Source organism: Streptomyces sp. NPDC044002, assembly GCF_056434525.1.
In genome coordinates this window covers 17956-40899 of record NZ_JBWKEZ010000067.1, presented here as the reverse complement: position 1 = coordinate 40899, position 22944 = coordinate 17956, and the positions used below count along the sequence as shown (strand labels likewise).

22 protein-coding genes are annotated in these 22944 nt (G+C 73.8%); 15 read left to right on the top strand and 7 right to left on the bottom strand.

Going from position 1 to position 22944, the window contains the following annotated elements; all coding sequences use genetic code 11:
- The first annotated feature begins 238 nt into the window (after nt 1–238).
- The 7 genes from gatC (at nt 239) to AC07A6_RS34105 (ending at nt 6572) form a co-directional block, all read left to right on the top strand.
- Nucleotides 239–535 carry an Asp-tRNA(Asn)/Glu-tRNA(Gln) amidotransferase subunit GatC gene (gene gatC / locus AC07A6_RS34135; protein ID WP_007266718.1) on the top strand — a complete coding sequence of 99 codons (297 nt, stop codon included), beginning with the start codon at nt 239–241 and terminating at the stop codon, nt 533–535.
- Nucleotides 536–540: 5 nt separating this feature from the next.
- Nucleotides 541–2040 (top strand): Asp-tRNA(Asn)/Glu-tRNA(Gln) amidotransferase subunit GatA, encoded by a 1500-nt coding sequence (gene gatA / locus AC07A6_RS34130; RefSeq protein ID WP_386271221.1) that lies wholly within the window; start codon nt 541–543, stop codon nt 2038–2040.
- Nucleotides 2037–2282, top strand: coding sequence for a hypothetical protein (locus tag AC07A6_RS34125; RefSeq protein WP_030236124.1), 246 nt, complete (start codon nt 2037–2039; stop codon nt 2280–2282). The genes gatA and AC07A6_RS34125 overlap by 4 nt, the downstream gene beginning before the upstream one ends.
- Before the next feature lie 37 nt (nt 2283–2319).
- Nucleotides 2320–3810: an Asp-tRNA(Asn)/Glu-tRNA(Gln) amidotransferase subunit GatB gene (gene gatB, locus AC07A6_RS34120; protein ID WP_386271224.1), complete on the top strand. Its 1491-nt coding sequence runs from the start codon at nt 2320–2322 to the stop codon at nt 3808–3810.
- Nucleotides 3811–3951: 141 nt separating this feature from the next.
- A complete protein-coding gene (locus AC07A6_RS34115) occupies nt 3952–4944 on the top strand; it encodes a GlxA family transcriptional regulator (RefSeq protein ID WP_478779706.1) in 993 nt (330 codons plus the stop codon).
- A gap of 81 nt (nt 4945–5025) precedes the next feature.
- Entirely contained in the window at nt 5026–5688 is a 663-nt protein-coding gene (locus AC07A6_RS34110) for an isochorismatase family protein (protein ID WP_478779705.1), read from the top strand.
- A gap of 68 nt (nt 5689–5756) precedes the next feature.
- Nucleotides 5757–6572, top strand: coding sequence for an alpha/beta fold hydrolase (locus AC07A6_RS34105; protein ID WP_478779704.1), 816 nt, complete (start codon nt 5757–5759; stop codon nt 6570–6572).
- On the opposite strand, the gene AC07A6_RS34100 is transcribed toward AC07A6_RS34105, so the two are convergent.
- Nucleotides 6550–7164, bottom strand: coding sequence for a GNAT family N-acetyltransferase (locus AC07A6_RS34100; RefSeq protein ID WP_478779703.1), 615 nt, complete (start codon nt 7162–7164; stop codon nt 6550–6552). The two genes, AC07A6_RS34105 and AC07A6_RS34100, sit on opposite strands and share 23 nt — an antisense overlap.
- Nucleotides 7161–9233 (bottom strand): penicillin acylase family protein, encoded by a 2073-nt coding sequence (locus tag AC07A6_RS34095; RefSeq protein ID WP_478779702.1) that lies wholly within the window; start codon nt 9231–9233, stop codon nt 7161–7163. The genes AC07A6_RS34100 and AC07A6_RS34095 overlap by 4 nt, the downstream gene beginning before the upstream one ends.
- A 72-nt stretch (nt 9234–9305) precedes the next feature.
- On the opposite strand from AC07A6_RS34095, the gene AC07A6_RS34090 reads away from it, so the two are divergent.
- Nucleotides 9306–10040, top strand: coding sequence for a siderophore-interacting protein (locus AC07A6_RS34090; protein WP_478779701.1), 735 nt, complete (start codon nt 9306–9308; stop codon nt 10038–10040).
- Nucleotides 10041–10081: 41 nt separating this feature from the next.
- On the opposite strand, the gene AC07A6_RS34085 is transcribed toward AC07A6_RS34090, so the two are convergent.
- Both AC07A6_RS34085 and AC07A6_RS34080 read right to left on the bottom strand, forming a co-directional pair.
- A complete protein-coding gene (locus AC07A6_RS34085; RefSeq protein ID WP_362462889.1) occupies nt 10082–10591 on the bottom strand; it encodes a DinB family protein in 510 nt (169 codons plus the stop codon).
- 92 nt (nt 10592–10683) lie between these two features.
- Nucleotides 10684–11496, bottom strand: a complete 813-nt coding sequence (locus AC07A6_RS34080; RefSeq protein ID WP_478779708.1) for a GNAT family N-acetyltransferase — start codon at nt 11494–11496, stop codon at nt 10684–10686.
- A 61-nt stretch (nt 11497–11557) separates the two neighbouring features.
- On the opposite strand from AC07A6_RS34080, the gene AC07A6_RS34075 reads away from it, so the two are divergent.
- The 6 genes from AC07A6_RS34075 to AC07A6_RS34050 all read left to right on the top strand — a co-directional run bounded on the left by AC07A6_RS34075 (nt 11558) and on the right by AC07A6_RS34050 (nt 19195).
- Nucleotides 11558–11950 (top strand): cupin domain-containing protein, encoded by a 393-nt coding sequence (locus AC07A6_RS34075; protein WP_362462892.1) that lies wholly within the window; start codon nt 11558–11560, stop codon nt 11948–11950.
- A 208-nt stretch (nt 11951–12158) separates the two neighbouring features.
- A complete protein-coding gene (locus AC07A6_RS34070) occupies nt 12159–14393 on the top strand; it encodes an MMPL family transporter (protein ID WP_478779700.1) in 2235 nt (744 codons plus the stop codon).
- A gap of 27 nt (nt 14394–14420) precedes the next feature.
- On the top strand, nt 14421–14975 hold the full coding sequence (locus tag AC07A6_RS34065; RefSeq protein WP_478779699.1) for a GNAT family N-acetyltransferase: 555 nt from the start codon (nt 14421–14423) through the stop codon (nt 14973–14975).
- 100 nt (nt 14976–15075) lie between these two features.
- A complete protein-coding gene (locus AC07A6_RS34060) occupies nt 15076–15693 on the top strand; it encodes a hypothetical protein (RefSeq protein ID WP_478779698.1) in 618 nt (205 codons plus the stop codon).
- A gap of 158 nt (nt 15694–15851) precedes the next feature.
- Nucleotides 15852–16046 (top strand): hypothetical protein, encoded by a 195-nt coding sequence (locus AC07A6_RS34055; protein WP_362462904.1) that lies wholly within the window; start codon nt 15852–15854, stop codon nt 16044–16046.
- An 80-nt stretch (nt 16047–16126) separates the two neighbouring features.
- Nucleotides 16127–19195 carry a helix-turn-helix transcriptional regulator gene (locus AC07A6_RS34050; protein WP_478779707.1) on the top strand — a complete coding sequence of 1023 codons (3069 nt, stop codon included), beginning with the start codon at nt 16127–16129 and terminating at the stop codon, nt 19193–19195.
- On the opposite strand, the gene AC07A6_RS34045 is transcribed toward AC07A6_RS34050, so the two are convergent.
- The 3 genes from AC07A6_RS34045 to AC07A6_RS34035 all read right to left on the bottom strand — a co-directional run bounded on the left by AC07A6_RS34045 (nt 19192) and on the right by AC07A6_RS34035 (nt 21854).
- A complete protein-coding gene (locus tag AC07A6_RS34045; protein ID WP_478779697.1) occupies nt 19192–19410 on the bottom strand; it encodes a DUF6191 domain-containing protein in 219 nt (72 codons plus the stop codon). The two genes, AC07A6_RS34050 and AC07A6_RS34045, sit on opposite strands and share 4 nt — an antisense overlap.
- Nucleotides 19411–19451: 41 nt before the next feature.
- On the bottom strand, nt 19452–20690 hold the full coding sequence (locus tag AC07A6_RS34040) for a PQQ-dependent sugar dehydrogenase (protein ID WP_478779696.1): 1239 nt from the start codon (nt 20688–20690) through the stop codon (nt 19452–19454).
- A 156-nt stretch (nt 20691–20846) separates the two neighbouring features.
- Complete coding sequence (locus AC07A6_RS34035) at nt 20847–21854, bottom strand: aldo/keto reductase (RefSeq protein WP_478779695.1); 1008 nt, start codon at nt 21852–21854, stop codon at nt 20847–20849.
- An 84-nt stretch (nt 21855–21938) separates the two neighbouring features.
- Between AC07A6_RS34035 and AC07A6_RS34030 the strand changes: the two genes are divergently transcribed.
- Entirely contained in the window at nt 21939–22886 is a 948-nt protein-coding gene (locus AC07A6_RS34030) for a 2-hydroxyacid dehydrogenase (protein WP_362462919.1), read from the top strand.
- Nucleotides 22887–22944: the final 58 nt, after the last annotated feature.

Genomic DNA, 22944 nt, shown 5'->3' with positions numbered 1-22944 from the left:
CCGGCGGGGCTATAAATAGCCCCGCCGGCGTTTGAGGCGCGGGGGTCTGGGGGCGGAGCCCCCAGGAGGGGTCCGGGCGGAGCCCGGGGAACGGGCGAAGGGCGGGTAGGGGACCGCCCCGCGCAGCGGCCTGCCCGCACCGTGCTGCAGGCCCCCGGCAAACCGTTTAACGGGTCGGGGGCCCGGCCCCATAGGATTGGGGCCGAAACCTACACACTCACCCCCAGAGGATCGCTGCATGCCTGGCATCACGCGCGAGGAGGTCGCCCACCTCGCTCGGCTGGCACGTCTGGAACTGAAGAGCGAAGAGCTCGACCACTTCGCCGGACAGCTCGACGACATCATCGGCGCGGTCGCCCGCGTTTCCGAGGTCGCCGACCAAGACGTCCCGCCGACCTCCCACCCGCTGCCGCTGACGAACGTCATGCGCGCGGACGAGGTCCGTCCCTCGCTCACCCCCGAGCAGGCGCTTTCCGGCGCTCCCGCCCAGGAGCAGCAGCGTTTCAAGGTGCCGCAGATCCTGGGGGAGGACTAATCACCATGGCTGACACCAACATCATCAAGCTCACGGCCGCCCAGACCGCCGAGAAGATCGCCTCCGGCGAGCTCACGGCCGTCGAGGTCACCGAGGCCCACCTCGCGCGCATCGAGGCGACGGACGAGAAGGTCAACGCCTTCCTGTACGTCGACCGCGAGGGCGCGCTCGCCCAGGCGGCGGCCGTCGACGCCAAGCGCGCGGCCGGCGAGAAGCTCGGCCCGCTGGCCGGCGTCCCGCTCGCCCTCAAGGACATCTTCACCACCGTCGGGGTCCCGACCACCGTCGGTTCGAAGATCCTCGAAGGCTGGATCCCGCCGTACGACGCCACCCTGACGCGCAAGCTGAAGGAAGCCGGCGTCGTCATCATCGGCAAGACCAACATGGACGAGTTCGCCATGGGGTCCTCCACCGAGAACAGCGCCTACGGCCCCACCGGCAACCCCTGGGACCTCACCCGGATCCCCGGCGGCTCCGGCGGCGGTTCCGCGGCGGCGCTCGCCGCCTTCCAGGCCCCCCTCGCCATCGGCACGGACACCGGCGGCTCCATCCGCCAGCCCGCCGCCGTCACCGGCACCGTCGGCGTGAAGCCCACCTACGGCGGCGTCTCCCGCTACGGCATGGTGGCCTTCTCCTCCTCCCTCGACCAGGGCGGCCCCTGCGCCCGTACGGTCCTGGACGCGGCCCTCCTGCACGAGGTCATCGCCGGCCACGACCCGCTCGACTCCACCTCCATCGACGCCCCGGTCCCGCCGGTCGTCGAGGCGGCCCGCAACGGCTCCGTCGCCGGCATGCGCATCGGTGTGGTCAAGCAGTTCGCCGGCGAGGGCTACCAGGCCGGTGTCGTCCAGCGCTTCAACGAGTCGGTCGAGCTCCTCAAGGAGCTCGGCGCCGAGATCGTCGAGCTGGACTGCCCGTCCTTCGACCTCGCCATGGCCGCGTACTACCTGATCGCGCCGTCCGAGGCCTCCTCCAACCTGGCCCGCTTCGACGCCATGCGCTACGGCCTGCGCGTCGGCGACGACGGCACGAAGTCCGCCGAGGACGTCACCGCCCTGACCCGTGAGGCCGGCTTCGGCGACGAGGTCAAGCGCCGCATCATCCTCGGCACGTACGCGCTCAGCTCCGGCTACTACGACGCGTACTACGGCTCCGCCCAGAAGGTCCGCACGCTCATCACCAAGGACTTCGAGAAGTCCTTCGAGCAGGTCGACGTGATCGTCTCCCCGACGACCCCGACCACCGCCTTCGCGATCGGTGAGCGCACCGACGACCCGCTGGCGATGTACCTCGCGGACCTGTGCACCATCCCGACCAACCTGGCCGGCAACTCCGCCATGTCGCTTCCCTGCGGCCTGGCACCGGAGGACGGTCTCCCGGTCGGACTGCAGATCATCGCCCCGGCGATGAAGGACGACCGCCTGTACAAGGTCGGTGCCGCCGTCGAGGCCGCCTTCACCGAGCGCTGGGGCCACCCGCTGCTTGAGGAGGCTCCGTCGCTGTGAGTTCCAGTGCACTGTCCAAGGCCAAGGGCTTCAAGAAGTCCAAGTCCGGCACCTACCTGTCGATCGGCACCACCGCTTTCGGTGCCATCAGCGTGATCAAGCAGGCCCGCAAGGCCCGCACCGAGCACGACACGCTGAAGCTCGTCGACGCCGTCGTATCCGCCGCCGCCATCGTCACCGGCCTCGCGATCCTGTACCGCGAGCTGAAGCGCCTCGGCGACGACGACGTCCTGCTGGGCTGAGAGGGAAAGTTTCACCGTGAGCACCTACACCGAACTGATGTCGTACGAGGACGCCCTCGCGTCGTACGACCCCGTCATGGGCCTGGAGGTCCATGTCGAGCTCGGCACCAAGACCAAGATGTTCTGCGGCTGTTCCACCGAGCTGGGCGCCGAGCCCAACTCGCAGACCTGCCCGACCTGCCTCGGTCTGCCCGGCTCGCTCCCGGTCGTCAACGCGATCGGCGTCGAGTCCGCCGTCAAGATCGGCCTCGCGCTCAACTGCGAGATCGCCGAATGGTGCCGCTTCGCCCGGAAGAACTACTTCTATCCGGACATGCCGAAGAACTTCCAGACCTCCCAGTACGACGAGCCCATCGCCTTCAACGGCTACCTCGACGTCCAGCTGGAGGACGGCGAGGTCTTCCGCGTGGAGATCGAGCGCGCCCACATGGAGGAGGACACCGGCAAGTCGCTGCACGTCGGCGGTGCCACCGGCCGCATCCACGGCGCGTCCCACTCCCTGCTGGACTACAACCGCGCCGGCATCCCGCTCATCGAGATCGTCACCAAGCCGATCGAGGGCGCGGGCGAGCGGGCCCCCGAGGTCGCCAAGGCGTACGTGGCCGAGCTGCGCGAGGTCATCAAGGCGCTCGGCGTCTCCGAGGCCCGCATGGACAAGGGCCAGATGCGCTGCGACGTGAACCTGTCGCTGCGCCCGAACGGCACGAAGGAATTCGGCACCCGCTCGGAGACGAAGAACGTCAACTCGCTGCGCTCCGTCGAGCGCGCGGCCCGCTTCGAGATCCAGCGCCACGCGGCGGTGCTCTCGTCGGGCGGCTCGATCGTGCAGGAGACCCGGCACTTCCACGAGGAGGACGGCTCCACCACGGCCGGCCGCATCAAGGACAACGCCGAGGACTACCGCTACTTCCCCGAGCCGGACCTGGTCCCCGTCGCCCCGGCCCGCGCCTGGGTCGAGGAGCTGCGCGCCGGGCTGCCGGAGATGCCGCGCGTGCGCCGCAACCGCCTCCGCGAGGAGTGGGGCGTCAGCGAGCACGACATGCAGTCGATCCTCAACGCCGGTGCGGTGGACTCCATCGTCGCCACCATCGAGGAGGGCGCCGACTCCACCGCCGCCCGCAAGTGGTGGATGGGCGAGCTGGCCCGCAACGCCAACGAGCAGGGCGTCTCGGTCGACGAACTGCCGATCACCCCGGCCCAGGTGGCCCGGATCGCGGCCCTGGTCGCGGCCGGCGACCTGAACGACAAGCTGGCGCGCCAGGTCATCGAGGGCGTCCTCGGCGGCGAGGGCACCCCGGACGAGGTCGTCGACAAGCGCGGCCTGAAGGTCGTCTCGGACGAGGGCGCGCTCGGCGCGGCCGTGGACGAGGCCATCGCGGGCAACGCGGCCATCGCGGACAAGATCCGCGGCGGCAAGGTCGCCGCCGTCGGCGCCCTGGTCGGCGCGGTCATGAAGACCACCCGCGGCCAGGCCGACGCGGCCCGCGTCAAGGAGCTCATCCTGGAGCGCCTCGGCGTCGAGGGCTGACCCCCGGCCAGACCCTGACGAAGGCCCCGCACCGGACCCCGGTGCGGGGCCTTCGCCGTGTCCCGGCACGGCCGGCTCCGTGTCCGGATGTGACAGGGAATCGTCATTGCCGCCATGCGCGGGCCGCGTGAGGATGGGGTCATGCCCACTCCGCACCGGGTCGTCATCGCGGTCTTCCCCGATGTCGACCTCCTCGACGTCACCGGCCCGGCCGAGGTCTTCGCCCTGGCCAACCGGGAGACCGGCGGGCGGGCCGGCTACGAGGTCACCCTCGCGGGGCCCGCGGCCGGACCGGTGCGGACCTCGGCCGGGGTGCGGCTGCTCGCCGACACCGCCTTCGGTGACGTCGGCGGGCGGGTGGACACCCTGCTGGTGCCCGGCGCGGTCGACGTGACCGAGGCCGGACCGGTCGCCCGGATCGACGACGCCGTCGTGGCGTGGGTGCGGGAGACCGCCCCGCACGCCCGGCGGGTGGCGTCGGTGTGCGTGGGGGCGCACCTGCTGGCGGCGGCCGGGCTGCTGGACGGGCGGACGGCGACCACCCACTGGTCGACCGCCGCCCAGCTGGCGGCCGACCATCCGGAGGTCGCGGTCGACCCCGATCCGATCTTCGTCCGCACCGACCGCGGCCGGCTGTGGACCGGGGCCGGGATCAGCGCCTGTCTGGACCTGGCGCTGGCCCTCGTCGCCGAGGACCAGGGCGAGCAGACCGCGCTGGCGGTGGCCCGGCAGCTGGTGATGTACCTCAAGCGGCAGGGCGGCCAGAGCCAGTTCTCGGTGCCGCTCAGCCGGCCGGCCGCCGGCCGCCGGGACATCGACGACCTGCGGCTGTGGATCGCCGACCACCTCGACGCGGACCTGTCCGCACCGGCCCTCGCGGCCCGGATGTGCCTGAGCGAGCGGCACTTCGCCCGCGTCTTCACCCAGGAGACCGGCACCAGTCCCGCCGCCTACGTCGAAGCGGCCCGCATCGAGGTGGCCCGGCGCGTGCTGGAGACCACCGACAGCCCGCTCGACCAGGTCGCGGCCGCGGCCGGTCTGGGCTCGGCGGAGACCCTGCACCGCGCCTTCCGCCGGCAGCTCGCCACGACCCCGGCGGCCTACCGCCGGCGGTTCCGTACGCAGGCCGGCTGACCGCACCCGACCCGTTGGAGGAGCAGGAGCGGCTCCGCCATGCCTTCTTCCGTGTAATTCATCCCCTTTGGAGGGTTTTTCATGAGCGAGAACACGAGCACGAGCACGAGCACGAACACGAGCACGGGCACGGGCACGGCTTCCGCGTCCCTGCGTGAGGTGAGCGGGCTGGACGGGCGTCCGGCCCGGCTGGCGGACTCCGTCCTGGTGATGATCGACTTCCAGAACACCTACCGTTCCGGCGTGATGGCCCTGGACGGCGCCGAGGAGGCGCTCGCGGCGGGTGCCCGGCTGCTGGAGCGGGCCCGGGCCGCCGGTGCGCCGGTGGTGCACGTCGTCAACGACGGCGGCGAGGGCACCCCGTACGACGTCCGCGCCCGGATCGGCGCCATCAGCGACGAGGTCGCCCCGGCCGAGGGGGAGCCGGTGGTGGTCAAGCAGGCGCCGAACGCCTTCCACGCCACCGAGCTGGAGAAGGTCCTCACCGGCCTGGGCTTCGGCGCGGGCAGCGGGAAGGACCTGGTGCTGGCCGGGTTCATGACGCACATGTGCGTCACCTTCACCGCGGAGGGGGCCTTCTACCGCGGCTACCGGCCCACCGTGGTCGCCGAGGCCACCGCCACCCGCGCCCTGGCCGCTCCGGACGGTGCGGTCCTGCCCGCCGGAGCCCTCCAGACGGCCGCCCTCACCACGATCGCGGACCTCTTCGGCGTGGTGGTGCCGGGGGTGGGCGACCTTCTGTAGCGACCGCTAGCAAAATCGGGTAGCTTTCTTTCTGTAGCGACCGCTACGGAAAGAATCGGGGGATCAGCATGTCCGCGACCACGACCACGAGCAGGGCCCACCGGGCCCACTACGCCCGGACCGTCCGCACGGAGAGCGGCGGGCCCGGCCTGCTGCTGGCCCACGGGGCGGGCGGATCGGTGGAGGCCAACTTCGGGCCGCTGCTGGACGAGCTCGCCGCCCGGCACAGCGTCGTCGGCGTCGACTACCCCGGCGCCGGGGGCACCCCGAAGTCCGAGGAGCCGCTGAGCCTCGACGAGCTGGCCGACCAGCTGGTGGCCGCCGCTGACGCCGAGGGGCTGGAGCGGTTCGCCGTGCTCGGCTACTCGCTGGGCGGGAACGTGGCCGTCCGGGTCGCCACCCGGTACCCCGAGCGGGTCACCGGGCTCGTGCTCACCGCGAGCTTCGCGCGGGCCGGGCACGGCTTCGGCCTGGTGGGGGAGCTGTGGTCCGAGCTGGGCCGGCGCGGGGAGAACGAGCTGCTCGCGCGGCTCCTCGTACCGCTCGTGCTCAGCGAGGAGCAGCTGGAGGCGCTGAGCCCCGGGCAGCTGGAGGACGCGGTGCGGGGGACCGCGTCCACGGTGCCGCCCGGGAGCGGGGACCAGGCCTCCCTGATCAAGGGCGTGGACCTGCGCGCGGAACTCGCGGGCATCGGCGTACCGGCCCTGGTCGTCGAGACGACCCGGGACCGGCTCGTGCCCCGGGCCGCCCAGCAGGAGCTGGCGCAGGCCCTGCCGGGCGCCCGGCGCGCGGAACTGCCCACCGGGCACCTCCCGTTCGCCGAGCGCCCCGCGGAATGGGCGGCCCTGGTCACGGACTTCCTCAGCGGGCGTCCGGCGCGCTGAGGAAGGCGAGGCGGGCCGGCTTCGCCGGGAGGTAGACCTCCGGCAGGTCGATCTCCGGCAGCTCGACCTCGGGGCCGAGCTCGAAGCCGGTCCGCTCCAGCAGGGCGATGGCCTTGGCGTTGCGGGCGTCCGGCTCGCCGACGACGCGGCGGGTGGCGGGGTCGGAGAACACGTACGCGATGAAGACCGTCATCAGGGCGCCGGTGAAGCCGTGCTGGACTCCGCCGTGGCTGGGGCCGATCAGCAGGTGCACGCCGACGTCCCCGGGCAGGACCTCGTAGCACTCGCTGACCCGGTCCTCGGCGCACTCGTACGTCTGGAAGAGCGCGACGGGCGCGCCGTCGCGGCTCACCATGAACGCGTGGTGGGTGGTGCGGCGGTCGACGTCCTCGTAGATCTCCTGGACCAGTTCGCGGCCGGCCTCCGCCATGCCCCAGAAGCGCGCCCGCTCCTCGGTGACCCAGGAGTGGATCAGCGCGGAGTCGGCGGCGGGGTCGACGGGGGTGATGGTGACCGTCCCGAAGCCCTCGACGTGCTGGGTGTGGACGGGCGTACGGGTGGACGCGGGGGCGGCGGCGGAGCCGGTTCTCATACGGATTCCTTGGTGAGGCGGGCCCAGTCGGTGACGACGGGGACGAGTTCGCAGCGCGCCCAGAAGGGGAGCTGGTCGCGGTGGTGGGGGGAGCCGGTGACGCCGTCCGCGCCCAGCGGGACCGCCCAGAGGCTGTCCTCGCGGCGGGCCAGGTCCCAGACGTAGCGGGCTGCGGAGGCGCGGGCGGCTCGGTCGGTGAACCCGGGTACGGAGGAGGTGGCGTTGACGCAGTCGTGGTCGCCGCCCAGGCCCGGCCACTCGGCCTCCGGGTCCGGCAGGGCCGACCAGGGCGCGAGGAGGTGGAGGCGGGACCAGGGGGTGTCGTGGGCGCCGGCCTCCGCCGCCTCCTCCAGGGCGGCGCGGACGTGCGCGGCGCGGTCGAGGCCGGGGAGGAGGCCGGTGGTGAGCAGGCCCTCCAGGGCGTAGCCGACGCGGGGCAGGAGGTACAGCCAGGGGTGGAAGACCTCCGGGCCGGCGGGGGCCGGGGCCAGGCCCGCGAAGACGGGGTCGGCGGCGAGGCGGCGGACGGTCGCGCTCCGGAAGGCGGCGAAGGCGGCGGCGTCGGTGCTGTCGGCCGCCATGTGCCGGTCCCAGGCGAGGAGCCGTTCCCGGAGCCGGGCGGCGGCGGGGGAGAGGCCGTCGGGGGCGGGCAGCAGGGCGAGCAGCGGTCCGGCGGAGGCCAGGTACGTGTCGGCGTGCACGTCGGCCATGGCCTTCGGGGACCAGTCCGCCGAGCCGCTGAGCAGCTCCCGGATCCGGTCGGCGCGGTGCGGGGGCGCGAACTCCACGCCGAGCGGGGACGCGATCCCGCGCGCGTTGGCCATGACGGCGAAGCCCTGGACCGGCTCGGCGGGGGTGGCCGCCCAGCCCTGCCAGGCGTGCCGGGCGTCCCAGGCGGGCACCGGCCGGAGCCGGTTCGCGGCGTCGCGCAGCGGGACGGCTCCGGCGACGCGGTGCAGCAGGCCGCCTCGGGAGTCGGCGGCGTGGACGACGTTGACCGGTTCGGCCCAGCCGTCGAGGGCGCGGTCGACGTCGGCGACGGTGCGGGCGCGGAGCAGGGCGGGCAGGGCGGAGAAGCCCAGGTCGCGGCGGACGCGCGGCGGGTAGCGCAGGGCGAGGGCGTCGGCGCCGTCGGGGACGAGGCCGTCGGCGTCGCCGTGGACGACGAGCGGGCCGCGCGGGGTCTCCAGGACCTCCACCTCGACGTCGGCGGCGCCGGCCACGGCGATGGTCTCGGTGTGCCGGGCGACGGGCTCCCAGGTGCCGTCGGGGCCGAGCGCCTCCAGGCCGTCGCCGGCGGGGCGCAGCCGCTCGGCGTAGAGGTCCTGGTAGTCGGCCATGGCGTTGGTGATGGCCCAGGCGGCGCTGCCGGTGTGGCCGAAGTGGGCGAGGCCGGGGACGCCGGGGACGGCCAGGCCGAGGACGTCGTACTCGGGGCAGGAGAGACGTATCTGCTGGTAGACGCCCGGGTCTTCGATGAAGCGGTGCGGGTCGCCCGCGATGATCGCCGCGCCGGTGGCGGTCCGGTCGCCCGGGACCAGCCAGCCGTTGCTGCCGGCGGTGCCGGGGCCGTCGGTGGCGAAGAGGGTGGAGGCGCCGTCGCCGAGGACGCGGGCGACGCGCTCGCGCCAGAGCTTGGTGGCGAACCCGGCGAAGAGGATGTGGGTGGCGATCCAGACCGACAGCGGGACCCAGGGCTCCCAGGGGGTGGGGGTGTGGCCGGTGCGGGCGAAGCGCTCGTCGCGGGCTGCGCCTTCGGCGAGGCCGGAGTTGACGCCGTCGACGTAGGCGCGCAGCCAGGCGGCGGTCTCGGGGTCGAGGGCCTCGTGGCAGCGGCGGGCGGTGTCGTCGAGGCGGGCCTGGCGGGCGAAGCGGTCCCAGGGGACGCAGTCGGCGCCGAGGAAGGCGGCGCTGGAGCCCTGGGCGCGGTGCCGTTCCACTTCGAGCTGCCAGGCCCGGTCGAGGGCGGTGATCCGGCCCTGGGCGTAGGAGAGGTGGACCGGGTCGGATGCGCGCAGGTGCGGGATGCCCCAGCTGTCGCGGTAGACCTCGTAGGGCTCTGTAGTCACGCTGCTCACGTCTCCCCGGGCGTCTTAGGTTAGGCTGGCCTTACTATAAGGGTGTCAGGGGGAGGGTCGGACATGGCGGTCGGCAAGGGCTGGGAGGGCGTGGTCCTCAAGCTGCTGCGCGGCAAGGACTTCACGCTCACGGTGACCGGGGTGGAGGAGGTCACCGAGCACTTCCGCCGGGTCCGCTTCAGCGACGGCGGGCTGCTGGCCGCCGCGGGCGCCTCCCTGCACCCGACCATGTGGGTCCGGGTCTGGTTCCAGGGCGGCAGCCGTCCGCACCAGCGGGCCTACACGCTGGTCGACCCCGACCCGGCGGCCGGGACCTTCGCCTTCGAGTTCGCCCTGCACGACGGGCTGGCCAGCCGGTGGGCGCGCACGGCCGCGCCGGGGGACACCCTGGAGGCCACCGTCCAGGGCACCGGCTTCACGGCGCCGGACCCGGAGCCGGAGCGGCTGCTGGTGATCGGCGACCCGGCTTCGCTGCCCGCCGTCAACTCCCTGCTGGACGCCTACCCGCGCACCCCGGCCACCATCTGGTTCGAGACCCAGCACGACTCCGACGCGGACCTGCCCGTACGCGCCGACCCGGGCCGGCACGACGTCCGGCGGGTGGAGCGCGGCGGGTCGGCGCTGGCCGAGCGGGTGCGGGCCGAACTGCCGGAGCTGCTGGGCCCGGACCCGGCCAACGCGTACGTCTGGCTGGCCTGCGACACGGCGACCACCCGGGACCTGGCCGGATACCTCAAGAAGGAACTGGGCCTGCCGAAGCAGCGCGTGAACAGCCTGGGCTACTGGCGCGCCGCGTAGGCCGCGTCTTTCGGATCAGGCCGTGTCCGGCCGCGTTCCGGCTACGCGCCGACCGTGCCGTCGACGGCCTCGCGGAGGAAGTCGGCGTGGCCGTTGTGGCGGGCGTACTCGTGGATCATGTGGAGCATCACCAGGCGCAGCGAGGCCTCCTGCTCCCACTTGGCGACGTACGCCGTCACCTCAAGGGACTCGGCGGCGGCCTCGACGGCACGGGAGTGCTCCACCTCCGCCTCCCACGCGGCGAACGCCTCGGCGCGGGTCGCGGTCGTGGCGTCGTACGCGGCCTGGAAGTCGTGGTCGTCGGACCACAGGTGCGGTACGTCGGCGCCGCCCAGCGTGCGCCGGAACCATTGCCGCTCCACCTCGGCCATGTGCCGCACCAGCCCCAGCAGGGACAGGGTGGACGGCGGCGACGCCTGCCGCCGCAGCTCCTCGTCGCCGAGGCCCTCGCACTTCCAGGCGAGGGTGGCCCGGTGGAAGTCCAGATAGGCCCGGAGCGTCTCGCGCTCCCCGCCGGTCAGCGGCGGGCCGACGCGTTCTGTGTTCTGCATACCGGGATCCTCCCCTGCGGGGCGGGGCGCGCGAAAGGCATTTCCGCCTGCCGGTGAGGCCCCCGCCGCCGGGTCCCGGTCCCGGGCGCGGGTCAGGCGCGGGTGCCCTGCCAGATGTAAGGGGTCGTCACGCCGAGCACGCCGAAGCCCAGGCGCTCCAGGATCGGACGGCTGTCGTCCGAGGCGTCGACCTGGAGGTACGGGATGTTCCGGGCCGCCGCCACGCGGGCGCGGTGGGCCACCAGCAGGCGGTAGATGCCGCGGCCGCGCCACTCGGGTGCGGTGCCGCCGCCCCACAGGCCGGCGAAGGCGCTGCCCGGCCGCATCTCCATCCGGGCCGCGCTGACCGGGACGTCCCCGGCCATCGCCAGCACGGCCTCGATGGTGTCCGGCTCGTCCCGCAGCAGCGTGAGCATCTGCTCGCGGATCCGGGGGCGCTCGGTGCCGAAGGCGCGGTGGTGCACCTCCATCATCAGGTCCACGCCCGCCTCGTCCGTCACCACCCGCAGCGTGATCCCCTCCGGCGGCTCCACCGGCAGGGCGGCGAGGTCGGCCGTGCGCGCCACCACCAGCGTCTCCGGAGCCTCCGGCACGAAGCCCGCCGCGCGCAGCCGGTCCCCGAGGTCCGCCGGGCGGTCGTGGGAGTACAGCTTCCACTCGAACTCCGGCCCGCCGACGTCCTCCCCGCGGCCCCCGAAGTACGCGAGCTGCGCCGCGATCTCCGCGTCCGCCGTGTCCTCGTCGAGGTCCGACCAGAGCACGCCGTTCCAGCCGAGCCCCGGCACGGTCTGGCGTACGACCCGGCCCGCCCGCTCCACCCGCGCGTGCGCGGCGTCGGGCTGCGCGTCGCGCCGCATCTCGGCGTCGTAGCGGTCGCGCACCTTCATCAGTTCATCAGGATCCATCGTCATGCCGGCCAGCTGACCAGGTGCGGGACCGTACGTACAACTGCATTAGCCTCACACCGTGACTGACGACTCCGCCATCTACACGGGCAAGGCCACCCCCGACGCAGCCGCCGACCGGGGCTGGCTCCTCGGCCACTTCAAGAGCCCCGGCGATCCCCGCCACAGCGAGGACGTCGAGATCAAGTGGGGGGTCCACCCCAAGGGCGAGGAACGCGAGCAGTGGGTGACCGGCGAGCGCCGCACCGCCCTCCAGGTACTCGTCAGCGGCCGGTTCCGGCTGGAGTTCCCCGGCCGCACCGTGGTCCTCGCCGAGCAGGGCGACTACGTGGTCTGGGGACGCGGGGTCGACCACTCCTGGTACGCGGAGGAGGACTCGGTGGTCCTCACCGTGCGCTGGCCCTCGCTCCCCGGCTACCGGGCCGACGAGCCGTCCGTCCCCGAGCACCAGTGACCAAGGTCCCGCATCCCGCCACATGCCTGTGACGATGCACACGAAACGAGCCAACGATCACGAAAGGCTGGAATCGTGTCAATCGAGGTGTAGACCACCCTGGCCGCGGCGGACCTCGCGGCCGAACCTTCACAAGTTCACGCGTTCATGAGTTCTTTGCGCCGGGCCACCTCCCGCTGAAGATCCGAACCACCAGGGAGCACGTCCGTTGGCAGCAATCGCACGCTGGTGCCTGCGGCACCGACTGGTGACCGTCCTGATCTGGCTGCTCGCCCTCGGTGGGACCGCCGCGGCGGCCGGAGCGGCCGGCGCCGCGTTCTCCAACGACTACGAGGTCCCCGGCACGGAATCCGCCAAGGCCCACGCCCTGCTGCGCGAGGGCTTCCCCGGCCAGGGCGGCGACACCGACACCATCGTGTGGCGGGCCCCGGACCACCGGACGGTACGCACCCCGGAGATGGAACAGCGCATGACCCGGGCCCTGGACGCCGTCGCGGCCCTGCCCGGAGTCGCATCCGTCGCCGGCCCCTACACGCCGGGCCCCGCCGGCGCCGCGCAGATCAGCCCCGACGGCCGCACCGCCTACGCGGTGGTCACCTTCGACCGGCCGGCCGACTCCGTGCCCAAGGCCCAGGCCAAGGCCGTCGTCGACACCGTGAAGAACCCCGCCACCCAGGCCGACGGCCTCCAGGTCGAACTCGGCGGCCGCGCCATCGGCCTGACCGAAGCGCCCAGCGCCCACCTCGCCGAGGTCATCGGCGTCGGCATCGCCGCCGTGGTCCTCTTCCTCGCCTTCGGCTCCCTCGCCGCCAGCCTGCTGCCCATCGCGACCGCCCTCGTCAGCGTCGGCAGCGCCTACTTCGGCATCACCCTCCTCGGGCACGCCATGCCCGTCGCCGACTTCGCCCCGATGCTGGGCACCCTCGTCGGCCTCGGCGTCGGCATCGACTACGCCCTCTTCATCGTCACCCGGCACCGCAAGGGCCTGGCGCGCGGCCTCACCGTCGAGGAAGCCGCCGCGAACGCCGTCGCCACCACCGGCCGGGCCGTCGTGTTCGCCGGGGCCACCGTCTGCATAGCCCTGCTCGGCATGCTGGTGCTCCGGCTGAACTTCCTCGACGGCGTCGCGATAGCCGCCTCCCTCACCGTGGTGCTCACCGTGGCGGCCTCCGTCACCCTGCTGCCCGCCCTCCTCTCGTACATCGGCATGCGGGCCCTCTCGCGCCGCGAACGGCGCAAGCTCGCCGCCGAGGGCCCCCGGCCCCAGCCGCCCACCGGCTTCGCCGCCCGCTGGTCGGCCTTCGTGGAGCGCCACCCCAAACTCCTCGGACTGGTCGCGGCCCTGGTGATGGCCGTGCTCGCCCTGCCGACCCTCTCGCTCCACCTCGGCACCTCCGACCAGGGCAACAACCCGGCCGCCTCCACCACCCGCAAGGCCTACGACCTGCTGGCCGACAGCTTCGGACCCGGCACGAACGGCCCGCTCAGCGTCGTCGCCCGGCTCGACGGCGCGGGCGACCGCATCGCCTTCGAGCGGCTGACGGAGGCCCTGCGCACCACCGAGGGCGTCGCCTCCGCCGGCCCGGCCGTCTTCAACCGCAGCGGGGACACCGCCGTCCTCACCGTCGTCCCCGACTCCGCCCCCCAGTCCCGGGCCACGAGCGCACTGGTCGACGCCCTGCGCCGGGACGTCATCCCCCGCGCCGCGCACGGCAGCACCATGGACGCCCACGTCGGCGGGGTGACGGCCGGCTACGACGACTTCGCCGAGGTGATCGTCGGCAAGCTGCCGCTCTTCGTCGGGGTGGTCATCGCGCTCGGCTGCGTCCTGCTGCTGCTCGCCTTCCGGTCCATCGGCATACCGCTCAAGGCCGCCGCCATGAACGTCGCCGCCGTCGCCTCCTCCTTCGGCGTCGTCGTCGCGGTCTTCCAGTGGGGCTGGGGGAGCGAACCGATGGGCCTGGGCAGCGCCGGACCGATCGAACCCTTCCTGCCGGTGATCATGGTGTCGGTGCTCTTCGGGCTCTCCATGGACTACCAGGTCTTCCTGGTCAGCCGGATGTACGAGGAGTGGCTGGAGACCGGCGACAACCGGCGGGCCGTCCGCGTGGGCCTCGCCGAGACCAGCCGGGTGATCAACTCGGCGGCCGTCATCATGATCTCCGTCTTCCTGGCCTTCGTGCTCAGCGGCGACCGGCTCATCGCGATGTTCGGCATCGCGCTCGCCGCCGCCGTCGCGCTCGACGCCTTCGTCCTGCGAACCCTGCTCGTCCCCGCCCTCATGCACATGCTCGGCGGCGCCAACTGGTGGATCCCCGCCTGGCTCGACCGCCGGCTGCCCCGCATCAGCATCGAGCCGCCGGAGCGGGCCGCCCCCCGTGCGACACTTCCGTCGCAGCGGCCGGAGGCGGACCACTCCGAGCCGGCCCGCACGACCCGCTGACCGGTCACGAGCCGTAAGGAAGCACAGATGTTCGCGATAGACCTGGCCGACGACGCCCAGCTGTTCCCGCTGGAGGTGTGGCACGCCGAGGAGTTCCTGGCGCACATGGACCGGGGCCGCGAGTTCATCGGCCGGTTCATCGGCCTCCCGGACCGCGTCACCGACCTCGCATCGGCGCGGCACCTGCTCGGCACCAAGGCGGAGGAGGCCGCCAGGGACGGCGCCCGGCTCTACGGCATCCGCGTCGACGGCACCCTCGTCGGCGGGGTCCTCTTCCGGACCTTCGACGCCGCCGCGGGCAACTGCGAGGTCGGCTGCTGGCTGGAGCCCGCCGGGGCCGGCCGGGGCCTGGTCACCAAGGCCTGCCGGATCCTGATCGACTGGGCCTTCGACGTGCGCGGCATGCACCGCGTGGAGTGGCACGTGGCCGCCGGCAACGAGAAGAGCATCGCCGCCGCCGAACGCCTCGGACTGACCCGCGACGGCGTCATGCGGCAGAACCACCTCCACCGCGGCGTCCGCCAGGACACCGAGGTCTGGGCCGTACTCGCCCACGAACGGGCCGCCGCCCGCCAGGCGTAGCCACCACCGCGGGCCCCGCCGGGGGCCCGCGGCCCACCGGCGCCGGAGCCCGCACGCACCTCTCAGGAACCTCTCAGAAACGCCGCCTACGGTGCCCGGCATGGACACCACGAAGACCCCCGTCCCGACCGCACCCGACGCGGACGCGGACGCCCCCGAGGACAAGGCGGCCACCCCCGGGACGGCAGCCGCCGAACCCGCCGCCGACCTCGACGTCGAGCCGGCCGGCACCACCGGGGACGCCGCCGACGCCGAAGACCCCCACAACCCCGAAGAGGCCGACGAGGACACCGAGGACGCCGAGGACGCCCCCGAGCGGAGCACCGGCGTCGGAGCCGCCGCGTCCGCCGTCGTCGCCGCGGGCCTCGGCCTCGTCGCCCTCAGCGGCAGCTGGGTCTCGCGCGTCGCCGCCGAACGCCAGACGCTCATAGGCCAGATCGAATCGGTCAGCGCGACCACCGCCAAGGAGAAGATCGCCGCCCTGTACGGCGACGCCTGGCACATGACCGCCCTCGTCAACGGTGTCCTGTCCACCCTCGCCCTCCTCCTCGCCGTCCTCGTCCTCGCCGGGCCCGCCTTCGGCGCCCCCGGCCGGGTCCACCCCGCCTGGGTCCGCTCCGTCTCCTGGGCCGCCGTGGCCCTCGGCCTCCTCGGGGTCCTGCTCTTCGGCCTCATGTACTTCGACCTGCTCTTCCCCCTCCCCACGGCCGCCCAGTAGGCACCGCCTTACGCGATCTCCCGCCCTGCCTTAGGCCGCCCGAGGCACCCTCAGGCCCCCCGGACCCCGGCCTAAGGCCCCCGGCACCGCGAAGATGCGGCATGAGCCCCATGTGCCGCACCCCTCTGGGACGCGAATCTTGGATCACACCGAACGAGGTGCCCGAGAAAGCAACCAGGGAGAACGAGATGTTCGAGTACGAGATCGCCACCGCCCGCCGCGCCGACCTCATCCGCGAGGCCGACCGGTACCGGGCCGTCCGGGAGGCCAAGAAGGCCTCCCGCACCTCTCGGAGCCAGGAATCCGAGAGGACGGTGAGTCGCCACCGCGGCCTCTTCACCCGCGCCGCGTAACCCGCGCCGCGGACCACGGGAGACGGGGCGAGATGACAAGCGCAGCGATAACGACTGCCGCCGGACCGGACCTGTGTGCGATGCTCGGCGGCGTGGAGACCAGATCTGTCAGCCCGGTGTTCGTCGGCCGAGCCGACGAACTGGCCGCACTCGTGGACGCCCTGGGGTGCGCCGCCGGCCAGGAGCCGCAGGCCCTGCTCATCGGCGGCGAAGCCGGAGTCGGCAAGACCCGCCTGACCGAGGAGTTCATCGCGGAGGCCGCCCGCAGCGGCGCCGTGGTGGCCGTCGGAGGCTGTGTGGAGATCGGGGCGGAGGGACTTCCCTTCGCCCCCTTCTCCACTGCCCTGCGCACCCTGCTCCGCCTGCTCCCCGACGAACTGGCCGAAGCCGCCGCCGGCCAGGAGGACGAACTCGCCCGTATCCTCCCCGAACTCGGCGAGACCCCCCGCGGCCCCCACGACGAGGAGAGCACCGCCCGGCTCTTCGAACTGACCGCCAGGATGCTGGAACGCCTCGCCGCCGACCGCACCGTCGTGCTCGTCCTGGAGGACCTCCACTGGGCGGACACCTCCACCCGGCACCTGCTCGCCTACCTCTTCCGCACCCTCGCCCGCGGCCGGCTCGTCCTCGTCGCGACCTACCGCGCCGACGACATCCACCGCCGCCACCCGCTGCGCCCGCTGCTCGCCGAACTCGACCGGCTCCGCACCGTCCACCGCATCGAACTGTCCCGCTTCAACCGGGCCGAGGTGCGCCGCCAGCTCGCCGGGATCCTCGCCTCGCAGCCCGAGGAGAGCTTCGTCGACTCCGTCTTCGACCGCTCCGACGGCAACGCCTTCTTCGTCGAGGAACTCGTCGCCTCCCAGGAGAGCGGCTGCCGCACCGGCCTCACCGAATCCCTGCGCGACCTCCTGCTCGTCCGCGTCGAGGTACTGCCCGACGCCGCCCAGCGCGTGGTCCGCATCGTCGCCGAGGGCGGCTCCACCGTCGAGTACGCCCTGCTGCGCGCCGTGGTCCGACTCGGCGAGGACGAACTCATCGAGGCCCTGCGCGCCGCGGTCGGCGCCAACATCCTCCTCGCCACCACCGACGGCGACGGCTACCGCTTCCGCCACTCGCTGGTCCGCGAGGCCGTCAGCGACGACCTGCTGCCCGGCGAGCGCGCCCGCGTCAACCGCCGCTACGCCGAGGCCGTGGAGGACGACGAAACCCTGGTCCGCGCCGAGGAGCGGCTCATCCGGCTGGCCAACTACTGGTACGCGGCCAACGACCCCGCCAAGGCCCTGCCCGCGGTCCTCGCCGCCTCCGTCACCGCCCGCCGCCGGCACGCCTACTCCGAGCAGCTCAGCCTGCTGGAGCGGGCCATGGACCTGTGGGACAGCGCCCCCGACGAGGTCCGCGCCGGGCTGCGCCCCGCCGACTACACCGAGGTCTACCCGCCCTGCGGCTGCGACCCCGCCACCACCCCGCTCCAGCGCCTCGACCTGCTCGCCGAGGCCACCGTCGCCGCCCGCTTCGGCGGCGAACGCGAACGCGCCCTGAAACTCGCCAAACTGGCCCTGCGCACCCTCGACGAGGACGGCGAAGACCCCCTGCGCGCCGCCTGGTTCTGGACCGAGCGCTCCCGTCTCGTCGCCAGCCTCGGCCGGGGCGACGGCTGGGAGGAGATCGCCACGGCCCAGGAACTGGTCAAGGGGCTGCCCCCGTCCCAGGTGCACGCCGACGTCCTCGTCCAGGCCGCGGGCTGGGGCATGCTCCACAACCCGGGCCCCGGCAACCTCGCCGCCGCCGAACGGGCCGTGGAGTACGCCCGCATGATCGGGGCCGAGGAGACCGAGCTCAACGCCCGGATCACCTACGGCTGCCTGCTCACCGACTCCGGCGACGGCACCACCGGCCTCGCCGAACTCGACGCGGTCAAGGACCGCGCCACCGAACTCGGGCTCACCGTGGTCGCAGGTCGCGCTCACGTCAACATCACCTCTCAACTCGAAGCCATGGGCCGGTCCCGCGAAGCCGTGGAACTGGCCGAACGGGGGGTCGAACTCGTCAGCAGGTCCCGGCTCCTGGACACCGAGGCCTGGGTCTGCGGGAACATGGCGGAGAGCCTGTACAGCCTCGGCCGCTGGGACGAGGCCGCTGAGGCAGCCCGCCGCACCCTGCGCGTCGGCCAGAGCGCCGCCCCGCGCGGCGCCGCCGCCGCCCGCCTGGCCTACCTCGCCCTGGCCCGCGGCGAACTCACCGAAGCCGCCCAGCAGCTCGCCGCCGCCCACGCCCACTTCGGCAGCCACGACCGTCAGCCCCAGCGCCAGCTCCCGCTCCACCGGCTGGCCATCGGACTGGCCGACGGCGAGGGCCGCATCGCCGACGTCCGCGCCGAGACCGCCGACGCCGTGGACCACGGCTTCCCGCTCGGCCAGCACCGCTACGCCTGGCCGCTGCTGCTGGCCTCCGCCTCCGCCGAGGCGGACGCCCGGGGCCTCCCGGCCGCCGACGCCGGACGCGACGCCGCCCTGGAGGTGCTGCGCGCCGCCGCCCGGACGCTGGCCACCCCGGTCCCCGTCTGGGTCGCCCACGCCGAGTACCTGCGGGCCGAACTGCTCCGCGCCGAGGCCCGGGACACCGTCGCCGACTGGACCGCGGTCGAGGCCGCCGTACGCCCCCTCCAGCGCCCGTACCTGCTCGCCCGCGCCCACCACCGGCTCGCCGAGGCGCTGCTCGTCTCCGGAGGGGACCGCGAGACCGCCGCCGGCCTGCTCCGCGACGCCCACGCCGCCGCCGGCCGGCTCGGCGCCCGGCGGCTCCGGGAGGACCTGGCCCTGCTCGCCCAGCGCGCCCGGCTCCCGCTGACCGCCGAGGAGGCCCACCCGGCCGCGCCGCTCCCGGACACCGACCCCATCGAGGCCCTGGGGCTGACCAGCCGGGAACGGGACGTCCTGCGGCTCGTCGCGGCCGGCAGCACCAACCGGCGGATCGCGGAGGAGCTCTTCATCTCCCCGAAGACGGCCAGCGTGCACGTCTCGAACATCCTGGCCAAGCTCGGAGTGGCGAGCCGGGGCGAGGCCGCGGCCCTCGCCCACCGGCTCCGCCTCTTCACCGCGCCGCTCGCCCCGGCGGGGTCCCCCGCGGTCCCGGGAGGACGTTCCTAGGGCACCTCGCCCCCGGCGGCCCCGCCCGGCTCGGGGGCCCCGCCCGGCTCAGGGACGTCGGCCGGGCGTATGAGCACCTTGCCGGTGTCGAGGTCTATGGGACCCCGTCCCGGATCGCCGTCACCGACGTCGGTCCGGGACAGCTCCAGGCGCTTCTTCTCCTCGTGCGTGTGCTTGCGTCCCGGGTTGAAGAGTTCCTCGATCATGTTGAACACCGCGCTCGCCCTGCCTTCCGCCCCCTCCGGAGCCGCTCAGGTCACCGCACCGTCAGTCTCAGGATCCTGTCGTCGCCGGACTCCGGCGACCCGCGCCCGTCCGTCTCGCTCGTCACCAGCAGCAACTGGTCCCCTTCGAGCGGCACCACCGTGCGCAGCCGGCCGTACTTCCCCTGGAGGAAGGCCTCCGGCTCCGCCGCGGCGGCGGCGCCCTTCAGCGGGATCCGCCACAGCCGCTCGCCCTTCAGCCCGGCCATCCAGAGCGAGCCCTCCGCCCAGGCGATCCCGCTCGGCGAGGCCTCGTCCGTCTTCCACACCGCCACCGGATCTCGGAACCCCGCCTTGCCGGCCTTCCCCTCCGCCTCCGGCCAGCCGTAGTTCCCCCCGGGCTCGACGAGGTTCAGCTCGTCCCAGGTGCGCTGGCCGAACTCGGACGCCCAGAGCCGTTTGTCCTTGTCCCAGGTGAGGCCCTGCACATTGCGGTGCCCGTAGGAGTAGACGACGGATCCGGCCTCCGGATTGCCCGCTGCCGGCCGCCCGTCCGGGGTCATCCGCAGGATCTTCCCGCCCAGCGACTTCCTGTCCTGCGCCAGCGCCGTGTTCCCCGTCTCGCCCGTGCCGGCGTAGAGCATCCGGTCGGGGCCGAAGGCGATCCGGCCGCCATTGTGGATGAGTCCCTTGGGGATCCCCCGCAACACCGTGTCGGGCGCACCCAGTTGCTGACCGGCCGGTCTCTGCTCGTCGTACCGCATCCGGGCGATGCGGTTGTCGGACTCGGTCGTGAAGTACGCGTAGACCATCCGGTCCGAGGCGAAGTCCGGGGACAGCGCGAGCCCCAGCAGGCCGCCCTCCCCGCCCGGGGCCACCCCCGGCACCCTGCCGATCTGTGTCACGGCGCCCGTGTCCGTCCGCACCCGGCTGACCGTGCCCTTGTCGCGCGAGGCGACCAGCAGGTCCCCGCCGGGCAGCGGGGCCACGCCCCAGGGGGACTCCAGGCCCTTGGCGACCTCGCCCGACACCGTCACCGACCCCTTCGCGGGCGCCCCCGACGCGTCCGACGCCCCCGGGGACGCCGCTCCGGCCGGCGGCGACCCCGGCGGTGAACCGCCCGGCCCGGCCCGCTCGCCGCCCGGCGGGGAACAGCCCGCCGCCAGCAGGGCGCCGCACCCGGCCAGCGCGAGCCCCGCCAGCACGCCCCTGCGCCGCGCGCGGCCTTCCCCGTACCCCGGCACCCCGGGGCCCCGCAGTGCCCCGTCCCTGTGGAACTGTCCGTACCGCATCGTCCCGCTCCCCTCCGGTCGTCCGTCCCCTGTCCGGTGTCCTCCAGTCCTGCCCTTCACTCCACTCAACAGACCCGGCCGGTCCCGAAGTTCCACCCCTCGTACACCCGATCGAGTGGACCGGGGGAGCGGGCAGCGGGCAGCGGCAACGAGGACTTAGTCCCAGGCTCCCACCGCCGCCGGCAGCGCCGCTATCTCGGCCAGCTCCGCGCCCGTGAGCCGTACCTCCGCGGCCCGGGCGTTCTCCGCCGCCCACCGCGCCCGCTCCGCCCCCGGCACCGGCACCACGTGCGGCCCCTGCGCCAGCACCCAGGCCAGCGCCACCTGCGCCGCCGTGACCTCCGGCCCGTGCCGCCGGGCCACCCGCCGCAGCCCCGCCACCAGCACCTGGTTGGAGGCCATCGCGTCCGCCGTGAACCGCGGGTGCCGCGCCCGTACGTCCGCCTCCTCGAAACCCTGCCCCGGCGTCAGCGTCCCGGTCAGGAACCCGCTGCCCAGCGGCATCGCCGCCAGCATCCCCACCCCCCGCGCCGCACACCACGGCAGCAGCTGCCACGCCGCCTCCGGCGACCACACCGACAGCTCCGCCTGCACCGCCGTCACCGGGAACACCTGCTGGACCCGCTCCAGCTGCCGCAGCGTCGTCCGGTACCCCCGGTCCCCGCGCCGCCCCGCCCCCGGCCCGGCCCCCGCGCCGAGCGCGCAGAACCCCAGGGCCCGCACCTTCCCCGCCTGCACCAGCTCCGCCATGGCGCCCCAGGTCTCCTCCACCGGCACCTCCGGATCCACCCGGTGCAGCTGGTACAGGTCTATGACGTCGGTCCGCAGCCGCCGCAGCGAGGCGTCGCACGCCCGCCGCACGTACCCCGGCCGCCCGTCGGCCACCACGTGCCCCTCGCCCGCCCGCAGCCCCACCTTGGCGGAGACGAAGGCCTCGGCCCGCCGCTCCCGCAGCACCCGCCCCAGCACCAGCTCGTTGGTGTAAGGCCCGTACAGATCGGCCGTGTCCAGCAGATTCGCCCCGAGGTCCAGCGCCGTGTGCAGGGTCCGCAGCGATTCCTCGCCCCGCCGCCGCGAAGGCGCGTAGGCCCAGCTCATCGGCATGCAGCCGAGTCCTATGGCGCCCACCGTCAGCGGTCCCGACCCGATCGACCTGCGCTCCACCCCTGCGTCCCCCTTCCGGCCCGGTCCCGGTCCGGCCCTCAAACTAACGGCTTGATCCAGTTCCCTTCGCATAGCCTCGTGATCATGACTGCAACGACCGGGGACGTCTGGCTCCCCTTCCCGCCCGGAGAGATCGACGGCCTCCCCGACCGCTTCCGCTACCGCCAGTGGGACGGCGAGGACACCTTTCCCGCCGACCCGGCCGACTGCGTCTTCTACGTCACCCCCTACATGAAGTCCCAGGAGGTGACCCTGCGCCCGCTCGCCCGCATGCCCGCCCTGCGGGTGGTGCAGACCCTCACCGCCGGCATCGACCACGTCCTGCCCGGCCTCGGCGACCTCCGCCCGGGCGTACGGCTGTGCAACGCCCGCGGCGTCCACGAGGCCAGCACCGCCGAGCTCGCCCTCACCCTCGTCCTCGCCTCCCTGCGCGGCATCCCCGGCATGGTGCGCGGCCAGGACCGCGAGGAGTGGCGCGGCGGCTTCTACGACGCCCTCGCCGACCGGTCCGTCCTGATCGTCGGCTACGGGGCGATCGGCGCGGCCGTCGAGGACCGGCTCGTCCCCTTCGAGTGCGGGCCGGTCACCCGCGTCGCGCGCTCGGCCCGCACTGCCCCGCACGGTCCGGTCCACGCCCTCGCCGACCTCCCGGGCCTGCTCCCGGACGCGGACGTCGTCGTCGTCACGACCCCGCTGACCGAGGACACCCGGGGGCTCGTCGACGCCGCCTTCCTCGGGCGGATGAAGGACGGCGCCCTGCTCGTGAACGTCTCGCGCGGACCGGTCGTCGAGACCGCGGCCCTGCTGGCGGAACTGGAGTCCGGCCGGCTGCGCGCCGCGCTCGACGTCACGGACCCGGAGCCGCTGCCCGCCGGCCACCCCCTCTGGCACGCCCCCAACGTCCTGATCACCCCTCACGTGGGCGGCAGCAGCTCGGCGTTCGAGCCCAGGGCGAAGCGGCTCCTGGCCCGCCAGCTCACCCGGTTCGCCGCGGGGGAGGAGGTCCACAACACCGTCCTGATCAAGGACTGAGGCCGGCGCGTCCCGCACTTCCGGGCCGCACGTCGCTACGCTGGGCGACGAAGCATGC

Coding starts and splice junctions, on each gene's coding strand:
- gatC (WP_007266718.1), top strand. CDS start 239: ATGCCTGGCATCACGCGCGAGGAGGTCGCCCACCTCGCTCGGCTGGCA.
- gatA (WP_386271221.1), top strand. CDS start 541: ATGGCTGACACCAACATCATCAAGCTCACGGCCGCCCAGACCGCCGAG.
- gatB (WP_386271224.1), top strand. CDS start 2,320: ATGTCGTACGAGGACGCCCTCGCGTCGTACGACCCCGTCATGGGCCTG.
- AC07A6_RS34115 (WP_478779706.1), top strand. CDS start 3,952: ATGCCCACTCCGCACCGGGTCGTCATCGCGGTCTTCCCCGATGTCGAC.
- AC07A6_RS34110 (WP_478779705.1), top strand. CDS start 5,026: ATGAGCGAGAACACGAGCACGAGCACGAGCACGAACACGAGCACGGGC.
- AC07A6_RS34105 (WP_478779704.1), top strand. CDS start 5,757: ATGTCCGCGACCACGACCACGAGCAGGGCCCACCGGGCCCACTACGCC.
- AC07A6_RS34100 (WP_478779703.1), bottom strand. CDS start 7,164: ATGAGAACCGGCTCCGCCGCCGCCCCCGCGTCCACCCGTACGCCCGTC.
- AC07A6_RS34090 (WP_478779701.1), top strand. CDS start 9,306: ATGGCGGTCGGCAAGGGCTGGGAGGGCGTGGTCCTCAAGCTGCTGCGC.
- AC07A6_RS34085 (WP_362462889.1), bottom strand. CDS start 10,591: ATGCAGAACACAGAACGCGTCGGCCCGCCGCTGACCGGCGGGGAGCGC.
- AC07A6_RS34080 (WP_478779708.1), bottom strand. CDS start 11,496: ATGGATCCTGATGAACTGATGAAGGTGCGCGACCGCTACGACGCCGAG.
- AC07A6_RS34065 (WP_478779699.1), top strand. CDS start 14,421: ATGTTCGCGATAGACCTGGCCGACGACGCCCAGCTGTTCCCGCTGGAG.
- AC07A6_RS34060 (WP_478779698.1), top strand. CDS start 15,076: ATGGACACCACGAAGACCCCCGTCCCGACCGCACCCGACGCGGACGCG.
- AC07A6_RS34050 (WP_478779707.1), top strand. CDS start 16,127: ATGCTCGGCGGCGTGGAGACCAGATCTGTCAGCCCGGTGTTCGTCGGC.
- AC07A6_RS34040 (WP_478779696.1), bottom strand. CDS start 20,690: ATGCGGTACGGACAGTTCCACAGGGACGGGGCACTGCGGGGCCCCGGG.
- AC07A6_RS34030 (WP_362462919.1), top strand. CDS start 21,939: ATGACTGCAACGACCGGGGACGTCTGGCTCCCCTTCCCGCCCGGAGAG.